This window comes from Pseudomonas arvensis (genome assembly GCF_056688935.1).
The window spans coordinates 2,871,456-2,887,181 of sequence record NZ_CP162038.1; the positions used below are offsets into that span (position 1 = coordinate 2,871,456).

At 54.1% G+C, this 15,726-nt stretch carries 13 protein-coding genes; 12 read left to right on the top strand and 1 reads right to left on the bottom strand.

The window, feature by feature from the left end:
- Positions 1–759 precede the first annotated feature (759 nt).
- Both AB3G88_RS12810 and AB3G88_RS12815 read left to right on the top strand, forming a co-directional pair.
- On the top strand, positions 760–1,077 hold the full coding sequence (locus AB3G88_RS12810; protein ID WP_458285736.1) for a hypothetical protein: 318 nt from the start codon (positions 760–762) through the stop codon (positions 1,075–1,077).
- Positions 1,078–1,124: 47 nt separating this feature from the next.
- Complete coding sequence (locus AB3G88_RS12815) at positions 1,125–1,532, top strand: histone-like nucleoid-structuring protein, MvaT/MvaU family (protein WP_480454236.1); 408 nt, start codon at positions 1,125–1,127, stop codon at positions 1,530–1,532.
- A 315-nt stretch (positions 1,533–1,847) separates the two neighbouring features.
- On the opposite strand, the gene AB3G88_RS12820 is transcribed toward AB3G88_RS12815, so the two are convergent.
- Complete coding sequence (locus AB3G88_RS12820; RefSeq protein ID WP_480454237.1) at positions 1,848–2,303, bottom strand: helix-turn-helix domain-containing protein; 456 nt, start codon at positions 2,301–2,303, stop codon at positions 1,848–1,850.
- 222 nt (positions 2,304–2,525) lie between these two features.
- Here AB3G88_RS12820 and AB3G88_RS12825 point away from each other — a divergent pair, with 222 nt between their 5' ends.
- From AB3G88_RS12825 to AB3G88_RS12870, 10 genes are all read left to right on the top strand, one after another.
- The gene (locus AB3G88_RS12825) at positions 2,526–3,257 is read left to right on the top strand and encodes a metallophosphoesterase (RefSeq protein WP_458285739.1); all 732 of its coding nucleotides are present in this window, start codon (positions 2,526–2,528) and stop codon (positions 3,255–3,257) included.
- Positions 3,258–3,759: 502 nt separating this feature from the next.
- The gene (locus tag AB3G88_RS12830; protein WP_480454238.1) at positions 3,760–4,257 is read left to right on the top strand and encodes a hypothetical protein; all 498 of its coding nucleotides are present in this window, start codon (positions 3,760–3,762) and stop codon (positions 4,255–4,257) included.
- A 237-nt stretch (positions 4,258–4,494) separates the two neighbouring features.
- Entirely contained in the window at positions 4,495–4,662 is a 168-nt protein-coding gene (locus AB3G88_RS12835) for an antitoxin Xre/MbcA/ParS toxin-binding domain-containing protein (RefSeq protein WP_480454436.1), read from the top strand.
- 269 nt (positions 4,663–4,931) lie between these two features.
- On the top strand, positions 4,932–5,531 hold the full coding sequence (locus AB3G88_RS12840) for a TIR domain-containing protein (RefSeq protein ID WP_458285741.1): 600 nt from the start codon (positions 4,932–4,934) through the stop codon (positions 5,529–5,531).
- Positions 5,532–5,592: 61 nt separating this feature from the next.
- Positions 5,593–7,209 (top strand): CBASS cGAMP-activated phospholipase, encoded by a 1,617-nt coding sequence (locus AB3G88_RS12845; RefSeq protein WP_458285742.1) that lies wholly within the window; start codon positions 5,593–5,595, stop codon positions 7,207–7,209.
- Positions 7,210–7,290: 81 nt separating this feature from the next.
- Entirely contained in the window at positions 7,291–8,433 is a 1,143-nt protein-coding gene (locus tag AB3G88_RS12850) for a Thoeris type III anti-phage system protein ThcB4 (RefSeq protein WP_480454240.1), read from the top strand.
- Positions 8,434–8,435: 2 nt separating this feature from the next.
- Positions 8,436–9,002 (top strand): Thoeris type III anti-phage system protein ThcA, encoded by a 567-nt coding sequence (locus AB3G88_RS12855; RefSeq protein WP_458285744.1) that lies wholly within the window; start codon positions 8,436–8,438, stop codon positions 9,000–9,002.
- A 151-nt stretch (positions 9,003–9,153) separates the two neighbouring features.
- On the top strand, positions 9,154–10,011 hold the full coding sequence (locus tag AB3G88_RS12860; protein WP_480454242.1) for a hypothetical protein: 858 nt from the start codon (positions 9,154–9,156) through the stop codon (positions 10,009–10,011).
- A gap of 136 nt (positions 10,012–10,147) precedes the next feature.
- Complete coding sequence (locus AB3G88_RS12865) at positions 10,148–12,244, top strand: hypothetical protein (protein WP_480454243.1); 2,097 nt, start codon at positions 10,148–10,150, stop codon at positions 12,242–12,244.
- A 93-nt stretch (positions 12,245–12,337) separates the two neighbouring features.
- Entirely contained in the window at positions 12,338–15,169 is a 2,832-nt protein-coding gene (locus AB3G88_RS12870) for a DEAD/DEAH box helicase (RefSeq protein ID WP_480454245.1), read from the top strand.
- The last annotated feature ends 557 nt before the right edge of the window (positions 15,170–15,726 follow it).

The following is a 15,726-nucleotide window of genomic DNA, read 5'->3' on the forward strand; positions in this document are numbered from 1 at the left end:
CTCCCTATGTACATGGCACGGGTAGGGGGGGGCGCCTGGTACACTGAAATTCCCTAGCGGTGTATTGAGCTCGCTTACGCAGACCAGTCTGGCTAGTGATGGGGCTGGGGGCCGTCAGAGTCCTACCCACCTTCAACATCTGCACGGTGACCCACCTCAGTCTCCGCCGATTTTTAGCGATGCACAGGCTATTGATACGAGCCCGTACCAATGTTAAGTACGAAATATGGATTTATTTAAGTGTTTGAATGACAGGCATAAACAAGAAGAAATAGATTGTTTCGTTAGCTAAGCCGGACTTTACGGATGCGTCGTCAACAAATCCAGAGCGAAGGTGCGGCGAGTTTTCCGATATATTGTAGTTTCTACCATCTAGACATAGCCCAGTAATAGCCTATGCCTATCATCATAGGCAGCGAAATCCCAGGGCTGATACCGCAGGAATTTTTAACCTGAAAAATTTTCATGCGTCGGCTCAAGGGCTGCAGGGCACGTCATCAAGGACAGCTCCCACGATTTCGGGTAGGGAATCTAACTGCCAAAATCAACCAAGCGAACTCACCATGTGCTCGTAAGTATATGATTAGTATGACATACGAAAGAGTGCTGTGGCACATGTACGCGAGAGTGTGTGTAAGTGTGATCACTCTGGCAGGCCCTCACCAAGCCCGCATTGCAAACTCGGCCAGGGTTACCTCCAAGGCCGCCTTCGGCTACACTCTTCACAGGGTATCTATCAGCTAAGTAAGGAGTTGGCCTATGAACCGACGCCACACACTGGTCGAGTATCGACAAGTCGAACACCGTCTTACAATGGCGTTGAGGGCATTGAAAGCCGTGCAGGGGCAAGCTGATTACCAGCTAGATCTTCAATTCCATGCGGAGCTGACTGCTTTGATGCAAAGCTTTGACTTGCATAAAGACGACGTAGTGCAGCTGTTGCTTGCTCGTGATCATGCGGGCCAGGCCAGTATGGAGTTCCTAACCATGCTGGCTGGCAATCAGGGCAATGGACGTCATGTGGTCGCAGCAAGCGAGGAAACCCTATTTGAGCAAGAAGCCACCAGTACTGTGTGAAAACCTAATTGCAGACTTTGCAGCAAGGACACAATCGGGTAACTATAATGGCAGCCAATCAAGCTATAGCGAAAGTAACAGGCGTACTCTCGGCCAGCGCGAATGTTGCACCCGACTATGAAGTGCTCAATCCGTTAATTGAAGACCTCCAAGATCCTGAGGTTGCAAAATCTTTGGAGTTTCTCAGGTGCTTGGAAGTTATAGCGGCAAAATATCAGTTCTCAATTAAGGATATTATTCTGCTGCTTGATCCATCACAGGCTGAGAAACTTCAATCCGCCCCTGACGGCAGATGTTTCGAAGAGTCGGCTAAACCTAAATCAGTTCGACCGCTCAAAATTTATACCAATCCTCATACCGGGCAACGAATTGAGACGCGTGGTGCCAACCACTCTGTATTGAAAAGTTGGAAGTTGGAATATGGCGCTGAGGAGGTTAGTAGCTGGGCACAGTGACTTTTAGTGCACATGGCCTGGTTGGATATACTTCCGGAGTGACTCAATCGGGCGTGTACTGCAAAGCCTTCGATAACGTATCAGGCGCTCTGTACCTCATACGGATGTCATTCACAAGAAGCCAGATATGTACTGGCACCCACCGAAACCGGCTCCGAGCAGCCCTACGAAAGCCGGGCGCCTACACTGATAGCCATCCGAGAATAAGTCTTTTAGTTGCTGGTGTTGTTGCTTGCTCGCCGTTTGGCTAGGAATTAACACATCTTACCTACTGATTTTTGTCTTGAAGACCGTAGGTGTCGATAAGAGCCTGGATCAATCCATTTTCTTCAAGTGGTTACTGACAGTCTGACGAGCAACACCCAAGCACCTGGCTACCTCAGCCTGACTCAGCCCCTGATCCATGAGCTCCCTGATCCGGACACGCAGTGCTTCTGCTGCAGCAGTGACTGGATGGGAGGTCTCAACGGGCTGGGAAGGAATCTCGCTGGTAAGCAAACCATTAGCTCCCAAATCGCCCGCAAGGTGGTCAAGCACCTGTTGCGGCGTCTGACCTCGCTCTGCAGCGTAAGCCAGGAGCAGGAGAGTAAGAGGATCTACCTCCAGCGCCTCGGCAAGGGAATGACTGACGTCGAGCGTCACCGAGCGTGTACCCGCCTCCAGCCGGCTGATGTAGGAGCGATCGGCAGCCTGGCCCAACGCCTGCTGAGAAGCCTCTCGTCGGGTGCGTAAGAATTTCAGGGCAGAGGCGTAAGCGGTTCGGAGCGACATAGGCGTTTCCGTGTAAACGGAACGATATGCTGAATTTGCTTTGTCATACGCAAATGCCTATAGTCACATTTGTTGACGTGGTGTGCGCTGCTTGCCAGCGCGCGCCCATCCAAGTAGGCGCTCCCAATATACGCATAAACCGAATTTCCGCTCGGACATGCGGTGAATCGGGGTTGACTCTGCAAGCCACACCCATGCAGCAAGGCCAAAACCACAATTCCCATGAAAGTCCTCATCTACTCAGATCTGCATAACGAATTTGACCGGTTCATCCCACCAGATGTGCCGGCGGATTTGGTGGTGCTCGCTGGCGACATTGATCTACAAGCAAGAGGCGTATTGTGGGCAAATGACACCTTCAAAGCTCCAGTCGTTTACTGCGCTGGGAACCATGAGTGCTACAAAGGCCATATCGATCGAACAATCGAGAAGATGCGAGCGGCGGCGGCCCCCCACGTCCATGTGATGGAGAACGAGTCCTTGACCTTGGGGAACGTGAAGTTCCTGGTGGGGACTGCATGGACGGATTTTTCGGCCACTGGCGACACGGCCGCCGCATCCATGATGTGCAGCCGGGCCATGAATGACTTCAAAACGATCAGGGCCGACTCCAATTATCGGCGCCTGCGGCCGGCCGACCTTATTGCCAAAAACCACGCCACGCGGGAGTTTCTGAGCCAGGAGTTGAGTCGGCCATTCGCGGGGAAAACATTCGTTGTCACTCACCATGCCCCATTGGCTGAGGTGGCGGGCGATGAGCACGATGGGCATGTCAGCGCAGCGTACTACAACAGATGGCACTCCTTGGTGGAGCGGGCCGACTTTTGGGCGTTCGGCCATACCCATTTCTGCATCGACACTGTCCTGGGTGGATGCCGTTTGCTGTCAAACCAGCGTGGTTACCCAGGTGAAGACTGCGGATTTGATCCGTACAAACTAATTGATATCAATTGAGGGATGGTGAGTAGCGTGAGTGCTTGTGAATTGATCGAACTTCCACCGCTAGTTGGGCAGGCAGCCGGCATCGATTGGGGAGTCACGGTTGACGCGTACCTCATGGAAGCGGCACGCGTGGGCGATCGCGTAACGGCAAGGGTCTATTGCGATTTGTCGGGCGTTATTAGCGATGGCATGACCGTTGCGACCCCGGAACTTCGTATTGTGAGGCAGAAGGGTGATTACACCTTAGTGCAAAGCGTAACTGGCCGCGACCATTATGTGATTGTATCTGAGCTGTTGGAACGCTCTGTAGGTGGTGCGCGACACGTCATCGCCCCAACACACGTGTGGTTGAGTGAGAGCTCGGCTGGGTACCCCTCGGAGGCTCCTGATCCTGGTGCCTGAAGAGTCCAGCCATGACAGGCAGCACCTAACGGCTGTGCCAATTATCTCCGCCTGGTGAGCACACACGCCTACTAACCAGGCCCCTCAGTGCATCCACTACTTAAGGAAAGGTATGTCCGACCTCAAAAAGCTGACCCTCACGGTCAAGAACTACAATCTCAAGGCGAGCAGTGATATCGACGCACTCTACGATCAGGTACGTTGCGAAGATAGTGAGGGTAAAACTTTTCACTTCAAAGAAGTTGCGATGTTGGATTACTTAAAGCGACATGGCGCCATTGTGACTGACAGTCCACGAAGTTGGTATTACAAACATTTGAATAAAAAATCAATTGTTCTCGTGGCTTTTGAAAAGGGTAACGGAAAGGTCGAATATGACCTAGACCATATGCGGCTAGTCGCTAGATCAAGCGTTCTGAAGGGTATTGTGTTTGGGCTTGCGGCGATCCCCGCGGGCCTGATCATCGCGACCGCCACGTACGGGGTCGGGCTCTTGTTCATCCCTGTCTGCTTTTTCTACAGCTATAGAAGCCTGTTCAAAATCCCCAAAATGCTTCGTCGTAAGACGCTGGTAGACGACCTGGCCACTCACGGCATTGTCGTTCGTTAGCAGTCGGCAGCTACCTGCCTGTACCTGTCGCCAGCCGCCAGGTATAGGCTTATGTTCGCCGCGATGGGGGATCAAAGTTACCTGAGCGGTATCGTAAAATCTCAATCGTGATGATTAAAGGTCTATCGAGGATGCCGGATGAGTCAGCTTGAAATCATCGCCCCCTGTGTTCACTCGTCAACATCTGGATGGAGTGGTAAGCATCGCTGCTTTAGGAGCCGATACGACCAAGTTGCGATGATTGCACTGCAGGTATTCGGAAATTCTAAGATCGCGGAAGACTGGTTGAAGAGGACTGTGCGTGGACTAGGCTATCGAACCCCCTGCAGCCTGCTGTGCACTCCATCAGGGTATGCCGACATCCGTGAGCTACTCATGCGTCTTGACCACGGCATCCTTGCCTAGGCCTGATCCACGCAAGCCTCGCTCGCCTGTCTGGGTTAGGGGCTGGATCGTCCAGCCACCGCCTGCTTTGTAGCTGATATCCCCCATGGGAACGCTTTTGCCATCATATTGATGTTATCCATGACGCTTGGTGGTAATCTCCCCGCCTTTCTAATCCCCCGTTGCTGATGGCCTTGGTGCCCCCCCCCCGACCGCAGCAGCCCCGCGTTCCGATCCTCGCAGTGAGGAAGAGGATGAGGTCAGGGGGAGGCAGCGAACGGGAGCAAGGAATGGCACGAAAAACGTTTTTTTCCTTCCACTACCAGGAAGACGTGTGGCGAGTCTGGAATGTGAGGAACTGCTGGGCCATCGGTAAGGATCGTGAGGCGGATGGATTCTTTGACGCCAGTGTGTTCGAAGCTTCCAAAAAGGAAAGCGATGATGCGCTAAAAGCCTTCCTTCGCAACGGCCTGAAGAACACATCTGTGACGTGTGTGCTTGCCGGCCGGTACACCGCTGGCAGGCGGTGGGTACGTTACGAGATCGTGCGCAGCGTCTTGAAGGGCAATGGGTTGGTCACGGTTGACATCCATGGTTTGAGGAATAAAGCACAGGAGCTTGGCGTGAAAGGCACAAACCCACTTGATGAAGTGGGTGTCTACCTCGCCAACGACAAGATTTACTTCGCAGAGCGAAAGGACGATAAGTGGGTGAAGTACTCGGACTACGTCTCCGCCATTCCTGCCTCTGATCTTTGGTTTGACGCTCCTACCAGCAATTCGGTTATCAAGCTGTCCAAACACTGCATGAGGTATGACTTTGCGGCTCAAAACGGCCGTGAAAACATCGCTGGCTGGATAGAAACCGCAGCTGGCCTAGCCGGTCGTTAATCGCTCGGCCTGAAGCTTACTAGTCGCACCAGCCGATTCTCATGTCATTTAGGAATTTCACATGGCAGCCACGCAGCGCCTGGCCGGCGTAAGAATTCACCTGTCCGGCTCCAACAAAGAACTGCAAGCCGACATCGCCGAGTTCGTACAGAAATTTGCAGCGAAGGTCTTCAGTGAGGGAGGCTCTATTGTCCATGGAAGTCACCCTTCATTTACCGAGCCGCTGCGCAAAGCTGCAGAAAACTTTATCCAGGCAGGTGGTAGCAAGGGCGCGTTGACCCTCGTGAGGGCTAAGAGCTACTCCACCGAGCAGTACACGGCTGAAATCGAAGAGCAGAGGGCATTTGCTTCTGTAGAGATCGTGCCTGCCGATAATAGCGATGGCCTAGGCGTAGACGGCCTGACGCCGATGCGTGAGTGGATGGCCGATCGTTCTGACGTCGTCGTATGCGTGGGTGGTGCCTGGTGGGACGTCAACAAGGCAAAGGCGGGCGTCCCCAATGAGCTAGATACGATGCTTGAGCTCGGCAAGCCAGGGTTTGTCGTCGCAGGCTTTGGCGGGGCGATCGCCGGCTACCTTGAAGACGATCCTTCGCTGTTGTCCCGCCTGCGAAATGGGTTGGCTGAGGATGTGAACCAGACCATTGCCAAGAGCACGTCAGCTGGCCAGATCGTAAAGCTGATTGTCGACCAGTTGATGAATTTACCGCTTACTCGCCGTAACGTTTCTCGCGGCCGAAATTTTCGCATCTTGGCGCTCGACGGAGGAGGGCTAAGAGGCACCTTCACCGCAGCAGTCTTGGCCAAGTGGGACGATATGCTGAAAGCAGGCGGTGACAACGACCTCGTTTCGCACTTCGACCTGGTGGCTGGCACATCCACGGGCGCGATTCTGGCCATAGGGCTAGCCATGGGCTTGAAGCCGCGTGAAATCCTTGATTTTTACGAGAAAAAGGGCCCTCAGATTTTTCCGAAGGATCGCAAGCTGCGGCACTGGCTCAAATCCAAGCATGACTCAGCCACGCTCCGCAGTCTGCTGACTGAAGTGTACGGCGACAAAACGCTGGCTGCAGATTCCCGCTGCCGCTTGGTGATTCCGACGGTCAGGGCCAAGCAAGGTCAGGCAGAGGCAATCGTCACCCCGCATAGCCCAGATCGCACCGCTTACCGAGATATCTCAGCCGTTGACGCTGCACTGGCGTCCTCCGCTGCGCCTACCTATTTTGACGAAGTTACCTTCAATGGGCCTGTCGCGTTGGAGACATTCCTCGATGGTGGCGTTTGGGCAAATAACCCCATCCTCCCGGCGCTGGCGGAAGCGGTTCGATACTTGAAGATCCCTCTGGATAGGATCGATGTGTTGAGCATTGGCACACTCAGCAGCGAAAGCGACTTCACCGACCAGCTCGGAAAAGGGAAGGCAGGTTGGGTACCTCACAGCGTAGATCTCTTTTTTGCCGCCCAAGAACATGGCGCTTTGGTACTTGCACAGAGCTTCCTTGGCCCGACACGTCACGTGCGTGTCAACCAGCAGACTCCTGACGAAATCAAGATGGATGACGCCGAGGCTATCCAGGAGATGGCGCAACGCGGAAACGAAGCGGCCATGGAGCACTTCGCCGAGGTGCGCTCCAGATTCTTTGACGGCCAGCATGTTGATCCGTGGGAGCGGTTCTAAGACGGCATGGGCGCTTGGGAGATAGTCTCCCGGCGCCCGTTTGGTTACTGACGTTTAATCGACCCAGATTGCGAGGCGGTCATGTCATTCATTTATCAGCTTGCTGTTTTGGGAGCGCCATCGGCCGAGCAAGTCTCTGAGCTTGAAGCCACAGTAGCCGATGCGGTTTCAATGTTTGGCTTGAGGTTGGGCCATGAAGTTGGCTGGGAAGTAGCTCCTGCTGCTTTCACTCCTCATCAGCAACGATCGGCCGCCGTCGTATTTTTCGGTGGTGCGGACGCTGACCATCCCAGCCTGCCAAGCCTGCTGCGTGGCGGCGTGCCTGTTGTCCCCGTCGCGTCTGACTTTGGTCGAGTCGCGACGGAGGTCCCGAAAATTCTACGCCCATTGAATTGCTTGGCGTACCGCAATGGTGGGGCGAAGCGGGTAGCAGCCGCGCTTTTGGAGTGCGCAGGTCTGCTTCCGAAGCAACGTCGAGTCTTTGTCAGCTATCGACGCGACGAGGCTCGGCAGGCTGCCCTGCAGATGTTCGACGCGTTGTCTGCCAGGCATTTCGATGTTTTCCTAGATACCCACAGCATCGCTCCAGCTGAAGATTTCCAGACCATACTGTGGCATCGGCTTTGCGACTCTGACGTGCTCTTAATGCTCGACACGCCGGACTACTTCAACAGTCGATGGACGGCTGCCGAATTCGGCAGGGCGCTTGCCAAAGGTATCAGTGTTCTTCGTGTAGGGTGGCCTGAAGCCCAGCGCTCTACTCGACTGGGCACCGCAAGCTTGGCTGAGCTTGACGCGAGCGAGTTAGATGTTGCCTCAGGACGGATTAGTGATCACGCGATTGACCGGATCTGTCTTCAGCTTGAAGAGGTTCGCAGCAAAAGTCATGCGGTTCGAACCGTTAACCTAGTCAGCAATCTGCGGAACGGTATTGAGACCATTGGGGGAGAGGTGATTGGCATGGGCGCCGGCCGCGGGATTCGGGTACGCCTACCTGATGACCGAATGGTGGTGGTTTATCCAACGGTCGGAGTGCCGACCTCCACGACTATGCACGAAGCTTCCTTGAACTCACCTGACGAATCCGTGGCCATACTCTATGACCATGTAGGCCTACATCCCCAGTGGATGACTCATCTGGACTGGCTGGGCCAGCACATTCGGGCGACGCGCTGGGTTAAGGCTAGTGAATCGGGCTGGCAATTTGCAGACTGGAGTGTATAGAAATGGGAGCGATTTTCCTCTCAGCAAGTATCCCTGTAGTCGGACGAGGACAGTACTACGAGACCGCTGACCCGTTTCTGATCCAGTGCGCCGTTCGCGAGATGGCCATCGCTACCGTTCGCCGGCACAAGATTGTATGGGGTGGCCATCCTGCCATTACCCCAATGATTTGGAGCATCTGCGAAGACCTAGGGGTTGAATACACAGAGTCGGTTGTTCTGTATCAAAGCCGCTTTTTTGAAGGCCGCTATCCGGATGAGAACCAGCGGTTTGATAACGTAGTTTATACCGATCCTGTGCCCGGCGATATTCAAGCTAGCTTGCAATTGATGCGGGAGGAGATGCTCTCCCGTGAGGATTTGATTGGGGCTGTATTCATTGGTGGTATGGATGGTGTTGAGGTCGAATACGAGATCTTCAAGCGGTTCAATCCTGAGGCTTTCGTTCTCCCAGTTGCCGCGCCAGGCGGTGCAGCGCTTAATCTCGCTCGCGACAAGGGCTACTTTGATGGGCCGGAGCTAGATGACATAGATTTTGCCACACTCTTCAATCGTTATTTGCCAGTTTAATCGAAGCGGGGAGAGGGTTGACCTCCGAAAATCGCGACTGGGCCAAAGCGTGTAATCAATAAGCCTATGGAATATGGCAGGATCGGGCATCTACGCCCGCTTGTCATCTGAAATAGCTAAAATTTGGATGTATATATGGTCAAGGAATATCATGTACCTCGGATTTGAGCTCGAAGACTACAAGCCACTGGAACGCGTGTCGCAGAAGGAGGTAGATGAATACAAAGCGCGCGCACGCAACCTCAATATCCAGGATCTGGCAGAGTTCGTAGTGACTCGACTACAAGGCCATGATGTTCTCGATGCCAAGGGACTCGCGGACATACTATTTCCGTCGATGCAGGCTCACATTTTTCTCTCTCACTCCCATAGGGATGAAGACAACGCGATAAAGTTCGCTATCGTGATGGAAAAGCGAGACGTGAAGGTCTTCATTGACTCATGCGTGTGGGGATCTGTGGACGATATTTTAGACGTTGTGAATGAGAAATACTCTGACTCCGAAGTCGTTGGCGATCAGAAATATTTCTCGCACAGAAAGTGTGACTTGGCGTCAGCAGCTGTGCATATGCTGCTGACGACTGAGCTTAATAGAATGATCGATGACACCGAATGTTTCGTGTTTTTGAATACGAAGCAATCTGTTCCGATAAGGCAGCAAGGGCAGGAGAATGGCAGAATGCTAACACTGTCTCCTTGGATCTATTCGGAACTGTCTTTCAGCGCGCGGGTGCGCACGAGAAAGCCTTCTAGAAAACGATTGCTGAAGCCCAGTAAGTTTAGTGTTAGAGAAGGTTGCATGCAGGATATATTTCATCTTGCAAGATCTGCTGTCTTCGGGTTCGACGCAGACTCCGATCATCTCCCCACGATCACAGGTGACGAGTTAAGGACGCATTTCTTGCGTACGCGTTATCGGGGAGGCTTTTATCTTGACTCACTCTATTACCAATACGAGCTTGAGGAAGCGTTTTCCGAAAGGGCGGCCGAGTCTACATTAATAGATTAGCCGTGAAGCATGGCCTGAGGGCTAGCCGGATCCATAGAGTGTCCGAGTGCAATATTCGCTTAACTTGATCCGCCAGGATCGGCTAAAGTGAGTCGTGCGTCACAGTTTTGTGCTGCGATGGAGTGGTAATTGAGCAATGGATCGCGATCAACTGGTAGACGACCTCCGGAACTACATAGCTTCTGAGCAAGGCTCTCATGAGGCCGCAATCCAGTCGCTGTTCGATGGGCTTGTCAGAGACAAAGAGATAGCGGGGCTCGCGGCACGCCTTCGATTGTCTGACGATACGGCCTTCAAGTCGGTGATCACAAAAATCTCTGCACGACAGGGCGCATTCAATCGGCTTCAGGAGCGCCTCCGGAAGCTGCGCAATGAGCGACAAGTAAACAAGGTGCCATCAACGAGACCAGGCAAGAACAAGGGCTCGGTTTTGAGAGAACTCACAACCCTTGTCGCCGCTGCTGACCTGCAGTCCGCGGAGCACCTGCTCCTGACTGCGCTGGAAGAGGGCCAAGACCCGGATTATTTGACCTTGCTGGGACGGGTCTACACACTCCAGCATCGTCCCGTAGAAGGGGCTAGGGCCATACAGTCAGCTGATGCAATTCGGCGTCAGCAAGGTGCGTTCGTCCTTGATCGCACCGTGAGGCCAGACGATCACAACCCAAGCGCAGCCGATTTGGATTTCATACAGGACAATGCGCGCCAATTCGCACCTCTGGAAGACGAGACCTTTGAGCTCGTGCATCTTCAGAGTGCCAACGCGAGTGTCCGGGTGGAGCCGATCGCTAGACCGAATGTTCGTGTTATGGATGGCGTCAGCAGCGGAGAACAGCCGCATCGAGCGAATGGTACGAAGGAACCCAAGCGCCGGCTCAGCTTAAACCCAGCGAGGGTTAACTCGCCTAAAAGCGATGGCAGTACACAAACCGACAACGCGGGCGTCCGGGTGGACTCGACGGTTAATACGCCCGGTAATGATTGCAGTGAACAAGCTCACACACTCGGCATGCCGGATCCTTCCCCGTGGTCGACTTCACCAGTCGACAGCACCCAAAAAACAGATATAGAGCTCCCTGTGGAACCAGCCCAGGAGGTCGAGGTAGACATCTCCGCAGAACCATTGAGTCGGTTCTTGGCCGACGAAGCTGTGTTTGGTGCGCTGCCTGATTCCCGCGACCTTGATGCGTTCTGCCTCGACCAGATTGATGGGGAGGATGACTCCATAGGAATGGGGGGCATGCCGTACTCGGAGGATGCCGACTTCGACCCAAACCTCGCAGCGGAATTGGCCGACCTAGAACTGTACGGCACCACGAAAGCGCGTGAAGACAAATCCGAAAGGGATAGTGATTACCTGAAGGACGCTGATGACGAGTTCGCTTTTTATGCATTCGATCCAGACACCGTGTTCGACAATGACAAGTATCAGGTCGAGACTGCTGGGGGCGATTCAGAGGATCGGATAACGCGTGAGGAGCGTGCGAAGCAAAAGGCCGTTGAACTCGTGTACAGGTACGATTGGCCGCATGGAACGCTTCCCCTGATTCAACAGATTTACGTCATGAGCGGCTGGGGCGCGACCCGGGTGGCATTGGAACGAGCGATCGATGAAGGGCTGACACCCGAGGAGCTCGTGCTCGCCGCGCACATCAAGGTCATCTGGGCTGACAATGACTTGTATTGGATCGCATTCGACAGTACTGGCAGCACGCGCCTGTCCTACCACGCGTTGTCTTGGCGCACGGCGCTGATGATTGTCCGTTCATTTGAGTCGATACCACAGGTGGAGGAGATCGATGTGCTCTTGGAGCAGCTTTTTGAGTACTGGTACGAAAACGCCACGCTGAGGCGTGTATTCAAAGCCTTCGCGAGGTACCTGTGGTACCGGTTTGGTGATATCGACGGTGCCCTTCCCGCACGTCAGATGGGCGATTTTGACTCGCCCTATCAGCGCCCTGGAGAAGAGTACAGCGACCTTGGTATTCCGAATGATCTTGAGACAGCAATTCTTCGGGAGCTTCAGGCATATGGCGTACCGCAGATCAAAGACCCGCAAGAACCGAGCTGCTATTTCAGCGATCTCCCCGTTGGTACGGAAGAAGGTGAGGACGTCGCGTCGACTAAACAGCAAAACGATCAGCCAGCTGAACTGAATGGCGGCGAGGTTCGCTCCGATGCCCAGGTAGACACTCCTACCTCGGAGCTGGCCGGGGAAGACAATCGCGGATGACCAAGACAGCAATGGTCAGCTGCGCTACGCAAACAGACGATACAGGCTTGTCCTGCCCGACCACTCGTAAATTGGACTCACAGGGAGTACCGCATGAAGCCGCTTAAACTTACTCACGTACCGGGTTGTTGGGTTAAGCGCTTAAGCCCCGGTGGCCAAGAGGAGATTGGTGTCGTCAAGATGGCAATCCCTGAGACTGGAAAGACTCAAGTTCACTGGATTCGAGCGGGTAGTGCGAGCATCGTTGATTCTGATGCCCTGAAATCGGGATTTGTGAATGGCCAAGACGTTCTGGACGCGATGCCCGGGACAGGTGTTCGCTCGCTAGGCCTAGGCGCGATCATGCAGCTCAGAGACTTGGCTGGGAGCGAGCAGGCGCTCGTGGATTTCCCTGAAAAGGGAGAGCGACACTGGTTGCCGTACCAATACCTACGTCAGGTTAAGGGCGTCAGGCATCGGTTTGTGACCGCTCAGATGGGGGGCGAGCCGGACGCTGAGCGTGTGCGACTGCGGTTGCTCGCTCACGCCATCAAAGTATGGAATGAGAATACGGGATCCCTGTCTCACCTGGAAATTGACCCGCTGCCGCATCAAATCAACTTGGTGCATCACATCCTCGCGTCGAACAATCTGAGCTGGTTGATCGCCGATGATGTTGGTCTGGGCAAAACGATTGAAACGGGCATGTTGCTCCACGCGCTGATCCAGCGAAAGCGTGTGAAGCGCATTCTCCTGATCACGCCCGCGGGGTTAACCAAGCAATGGCAAGATGAGCTGTACTACAAATTCAAGCTCGAAGACTTTGAAATCTATCATGAGGATTTCTTCGTCAATGAGCCGCGCCAGTGGAAGATGCACGACTGCGTAATTGGGTCGTTGGATCGCCTCAAGCAGCCTGATCACCTCGAAAGTCTGCTGCAAGCAGAGCCTTGGGATTTGGTCATCTTCGATGAAGGTCACCGTCTCAGTCGTCGCCAGTACGGCCTGAAGTACGAAAGTTCTGAGCGCTACGATCTCGCCAAAGCGCTTCGGAGTCGCACAGAGCACATGCTGCTTCTCAGTGCGACTCCTCACCAGGGTATGCAGGACAAGTTCGTAGCGTTGCTTGAGTTGCTGCGTCCGGAAAGGCGAGAAGAGCTTCAAATGCTCAGGCTCAAGCCCGAAATTCTGCGTGACATGGTTTACCGCAATCACAAGGCAGACGTTACCGATGCTGAGGGACGCTTCATTTTTGAAGGAAAAATTACCTCTGCGCTGCAGGTATCCAGCAGCCAGGAATCGATTGACTTCGACCATACCCTGCAGCACTACCTGCGCAAAGGGTATGCCGCAGGCGAGGCTTTAGGTCAGACTGGGAACGCTATTGGCTTTGTGATGACGGTGTACCGCAAACTCGCCGTGTCTAGTGCAGCTGCGATCCACCAGGCTCTTCGGAATCGACTTCAGCGACTGCTGGACAACTTTGGTGAAGACAGAATATCCAGTGCACCGGCTGATCAGCGCTATGTGGGTGAGTGGGAAGAGCAGGTCAGTGGTGAGGCAGAAGAGTTCTTCGCAGGGGAGATTCAGCTCCTCAAGCAGCTCATCGATGACGCTGCGCTGCTCATGGCGAATGATTTGAAACTCACGGAGTTTCTCGACAAGGTCATCGGGGCAATCAATGCGAAGAATCTTGAAGAGAAGGTATTGATCTTCACCGAGTACCGAACCACACAGCGCTATCTCAGGGATGCACTGGCGGCCCGGTTTGGTGAGGACAAAGTCGCGCTCATCAATGGCTCCATGCAGCACGTGGAGCGTCGAGAAGCGATCGCTCAATTTGAGACGCAGGGTCGGTTCCTTATTTCCACCGAGGCGGGTGGTGAGGGTATCAACCTACAGAGACAGTGCCACATGATGGTGAACTATGACCTGCCCTGGAACCCCATGCGCCTTGTCCAGCGGATTGGTAGGTTGTATCGCTACGGGCAGAAGATGAAGGTCGTTGTGTTCAACATCCAGCAGTCCGATAGCCTTGATCAGGAGATCGTTGACCTGATGTACCAGCGGATCGATAGCGTTGTTGATGACTTGGCCGAGGTTCAGCATCATGAATTCAACGAAGGTCTGAAGGACGAAATACTCGGCGAATTGGTGGATCTAATCGATGTGGATGACATCCTTCAGCAAGCAACGAAGCTAGGTATCGAGCGTACCAGCGAACGCATTGACGCTGCCCTGGAGGAAGCCAAGCGGGCTGCTGAGAAGCAGAGGGAAATCTTCGCCCACGCCGCGACAAATGACATCAATGAATTGGGGGATCAAGTGGCAATTACCATCGATCATCTCCAAAGCTTCGTCACAGGCATGTTCGGCCAGCTCGGTGTTGAAATTTCTGTTCCTAGCAACGAGCCGCGGCTCTTGCGAATTCGCTTGCCTGACCTGGTCATGCAAGAGCTGGGACGCAGCAGAAAAACTTCGTCGCGTATGGATGTCACCGTTGACAGGGAGCTCGCTGCTCGTCGCCCAGAAATCCAGATGTTGGATTTGACCTCGCAATTGATGCAATACCTGCTTGCCAAAGCATGTTTGTATGACTTTGACGGCCTAGCAGGATCTGTTTGCTCACCCAATCTAGGGAGGGAAGAAGGCGCAGTGCTAGGAGCGATGCTTCGCTGGCAAGGCCCGCAGGGGAATCGTGTGCGCCAGGAGTTTGTGACTATTTTGGCCGGGCAGGGGGGAATCAAGGTCAACTCTCCAGAGGCCAGTAATTGGCTGATGACGCCCGCGCGTTTTAGTGCACAAACGACATCAGCACCCTTATCGAAAGCTCTTTTTAATGCAGCCGATGAGGTAGCCAACAAACGGCTGGCCGAGCTAAGCAATCAGTTCCTGATACCTGAAAACCTCGATTGGGCAGGAGCGGCTTGGACGTTTCCCCGCTGAATGCAGGAGCTATGTCCCGCGCAATCCTGTGAACTGGGTGCCGGCGCTTTCAAGGTGCCGGCACGCCAATTCCAGTCACTACTCGCTTACATGAAACCTCGGTCAACTGACCTGGGCAGTGCAGTCCGTGAACACCTCGGCCAGCAAGAGTTTGAGGGCAAAAGAAAGCCCACTTTTAGGCGGGCAAGGTCTATCACACGTAGGGATGACTTTAGGTTCACTCGCGCACCGTGAAAATTAAGTGAAGAGAAGTCCCTGGAATGTGGTGGTCGCATCGCTAAGGCGGTTCGTTACTGAGCCATTCGCGCAGGTGAAATGGGTGGCCTTGCAGAGCAAGGCAGCAGGTCTGTTAAGGAAGCAGATTTTGGATAGAGCCAAGCAGGGCGCTGAGGGCCGAGGTTGACGCTGGGCGTAGCACCAGTTCGAAGGGGGGGGGCAGACCATGCTGCCCTCCGAGCTGCAGCCAGAGAAGCTCGCAGTGATAGAAATCAGGGCACCCAGGACTCAACGGTCTCTGCGGTCTCTGCGCCGTACTCAGATTTCCACTCTCAACCGGG

What these genes read in the sequence shown, in the direction of transcription:
- AB3G88_RS12810 (WP_458285736.1), top strand. Translation starts at nt 760, where the DNA reads ATGAACCGACGCCACACACTGGTCGAGTATCGACAAGTCGAACACCGT.
- AB3G88_RS12815 (WP_480454236.1), top strand. Translation starts at nt 1,125, where the DNA reads ATGGCAGCCAATCAAGCTATAGCGAAAGTAACAGGCGTACTCTCGGCC.
- AB3G88_RS12820 (WP_480454237.1), bottom strand. Translation starts at nt 2,303, where the DNA reads ATGTCGCTCCGAACCGCTTACGCCTCTGCCCTGAAATTCTTACGCACC.
- AB3G88_RS12825 (WP_458285739.1), top strand. Translation starts at nt 2,526, where the DNA reads ATGAAAGTCCTCATCTACTCAGATCTGCATAACGAATTTGACCGGTTC.
- AB3G88_RS12830 (WP_480454238.1), top strand. Translation starts at nt 3,760, where the DNA reads ATGTCCGACCTCAAAAAGCTGACCCTCACGGTCAAGAACTACAATCTC.
- AB3G88_RS12835 (WP_480454436.1), top strand. Translation starts at nt 4,495, where the DNA reads ATGATTGCACTGCAGGTATTCGGAAATTCTAAGATCGCGGAAGACTGG.
- AB3G88_RS12840 (WP_458285741.1), top strand. Translation starts at nt 4,932, where the DNA reads ATGGCACGAAAAACGTTTTTTTCCTTCCACTACCAGGAAGACGTGTGG.
- AB3G88_RS12845 (WP_458285742.1), top strand. Translation starts at nt 5,593, where the DNA reads ATGGCAGCCACGCAGCGCCTGGCCGGCGTAAGAATTCACCTGTCCGGC.
- AB3G88_RS12850 (WP_480454240.1), top strand. Translation starts at nt 7,291, where the DNA reads ATGTCATTCATTTATCAGCTTGCTGTTTTGGGAGCGCCATCGGCCGAG.
- AB3G88_RS12855 (WP_458285744.1), top strand. Translation starts at nt 8,436, where the DNA reads ATGGGAGCGATTTTCCTCTCAGCAAGTATCCCTGTAGTCGGACGAGGA.
- AB3G88_RS12860 (WP_480454242.1), top strand. Translation starts at nt 9,154, where the DNA reads ATGTACCTCGGATTTGAGCTCGAAGACTACAAGCCACTGGAACGCGTG.
- AB3G88_RS12865 (WP_480454243.1), top strand. Translation starts at nt 10,148, where the DNA reads ATGGATCGCGATCAACTGGTAGACGACCTCCGGAACTACATAGCTTCT.
- AB3G88_RS12870 (WP_480454245.1), top strand. Translation starts at nt 12,338, where the DNA reads ATGAAGCCGCTTAAACTTACTCACGTACCGGGTTGTTGGGTTAAGCGC.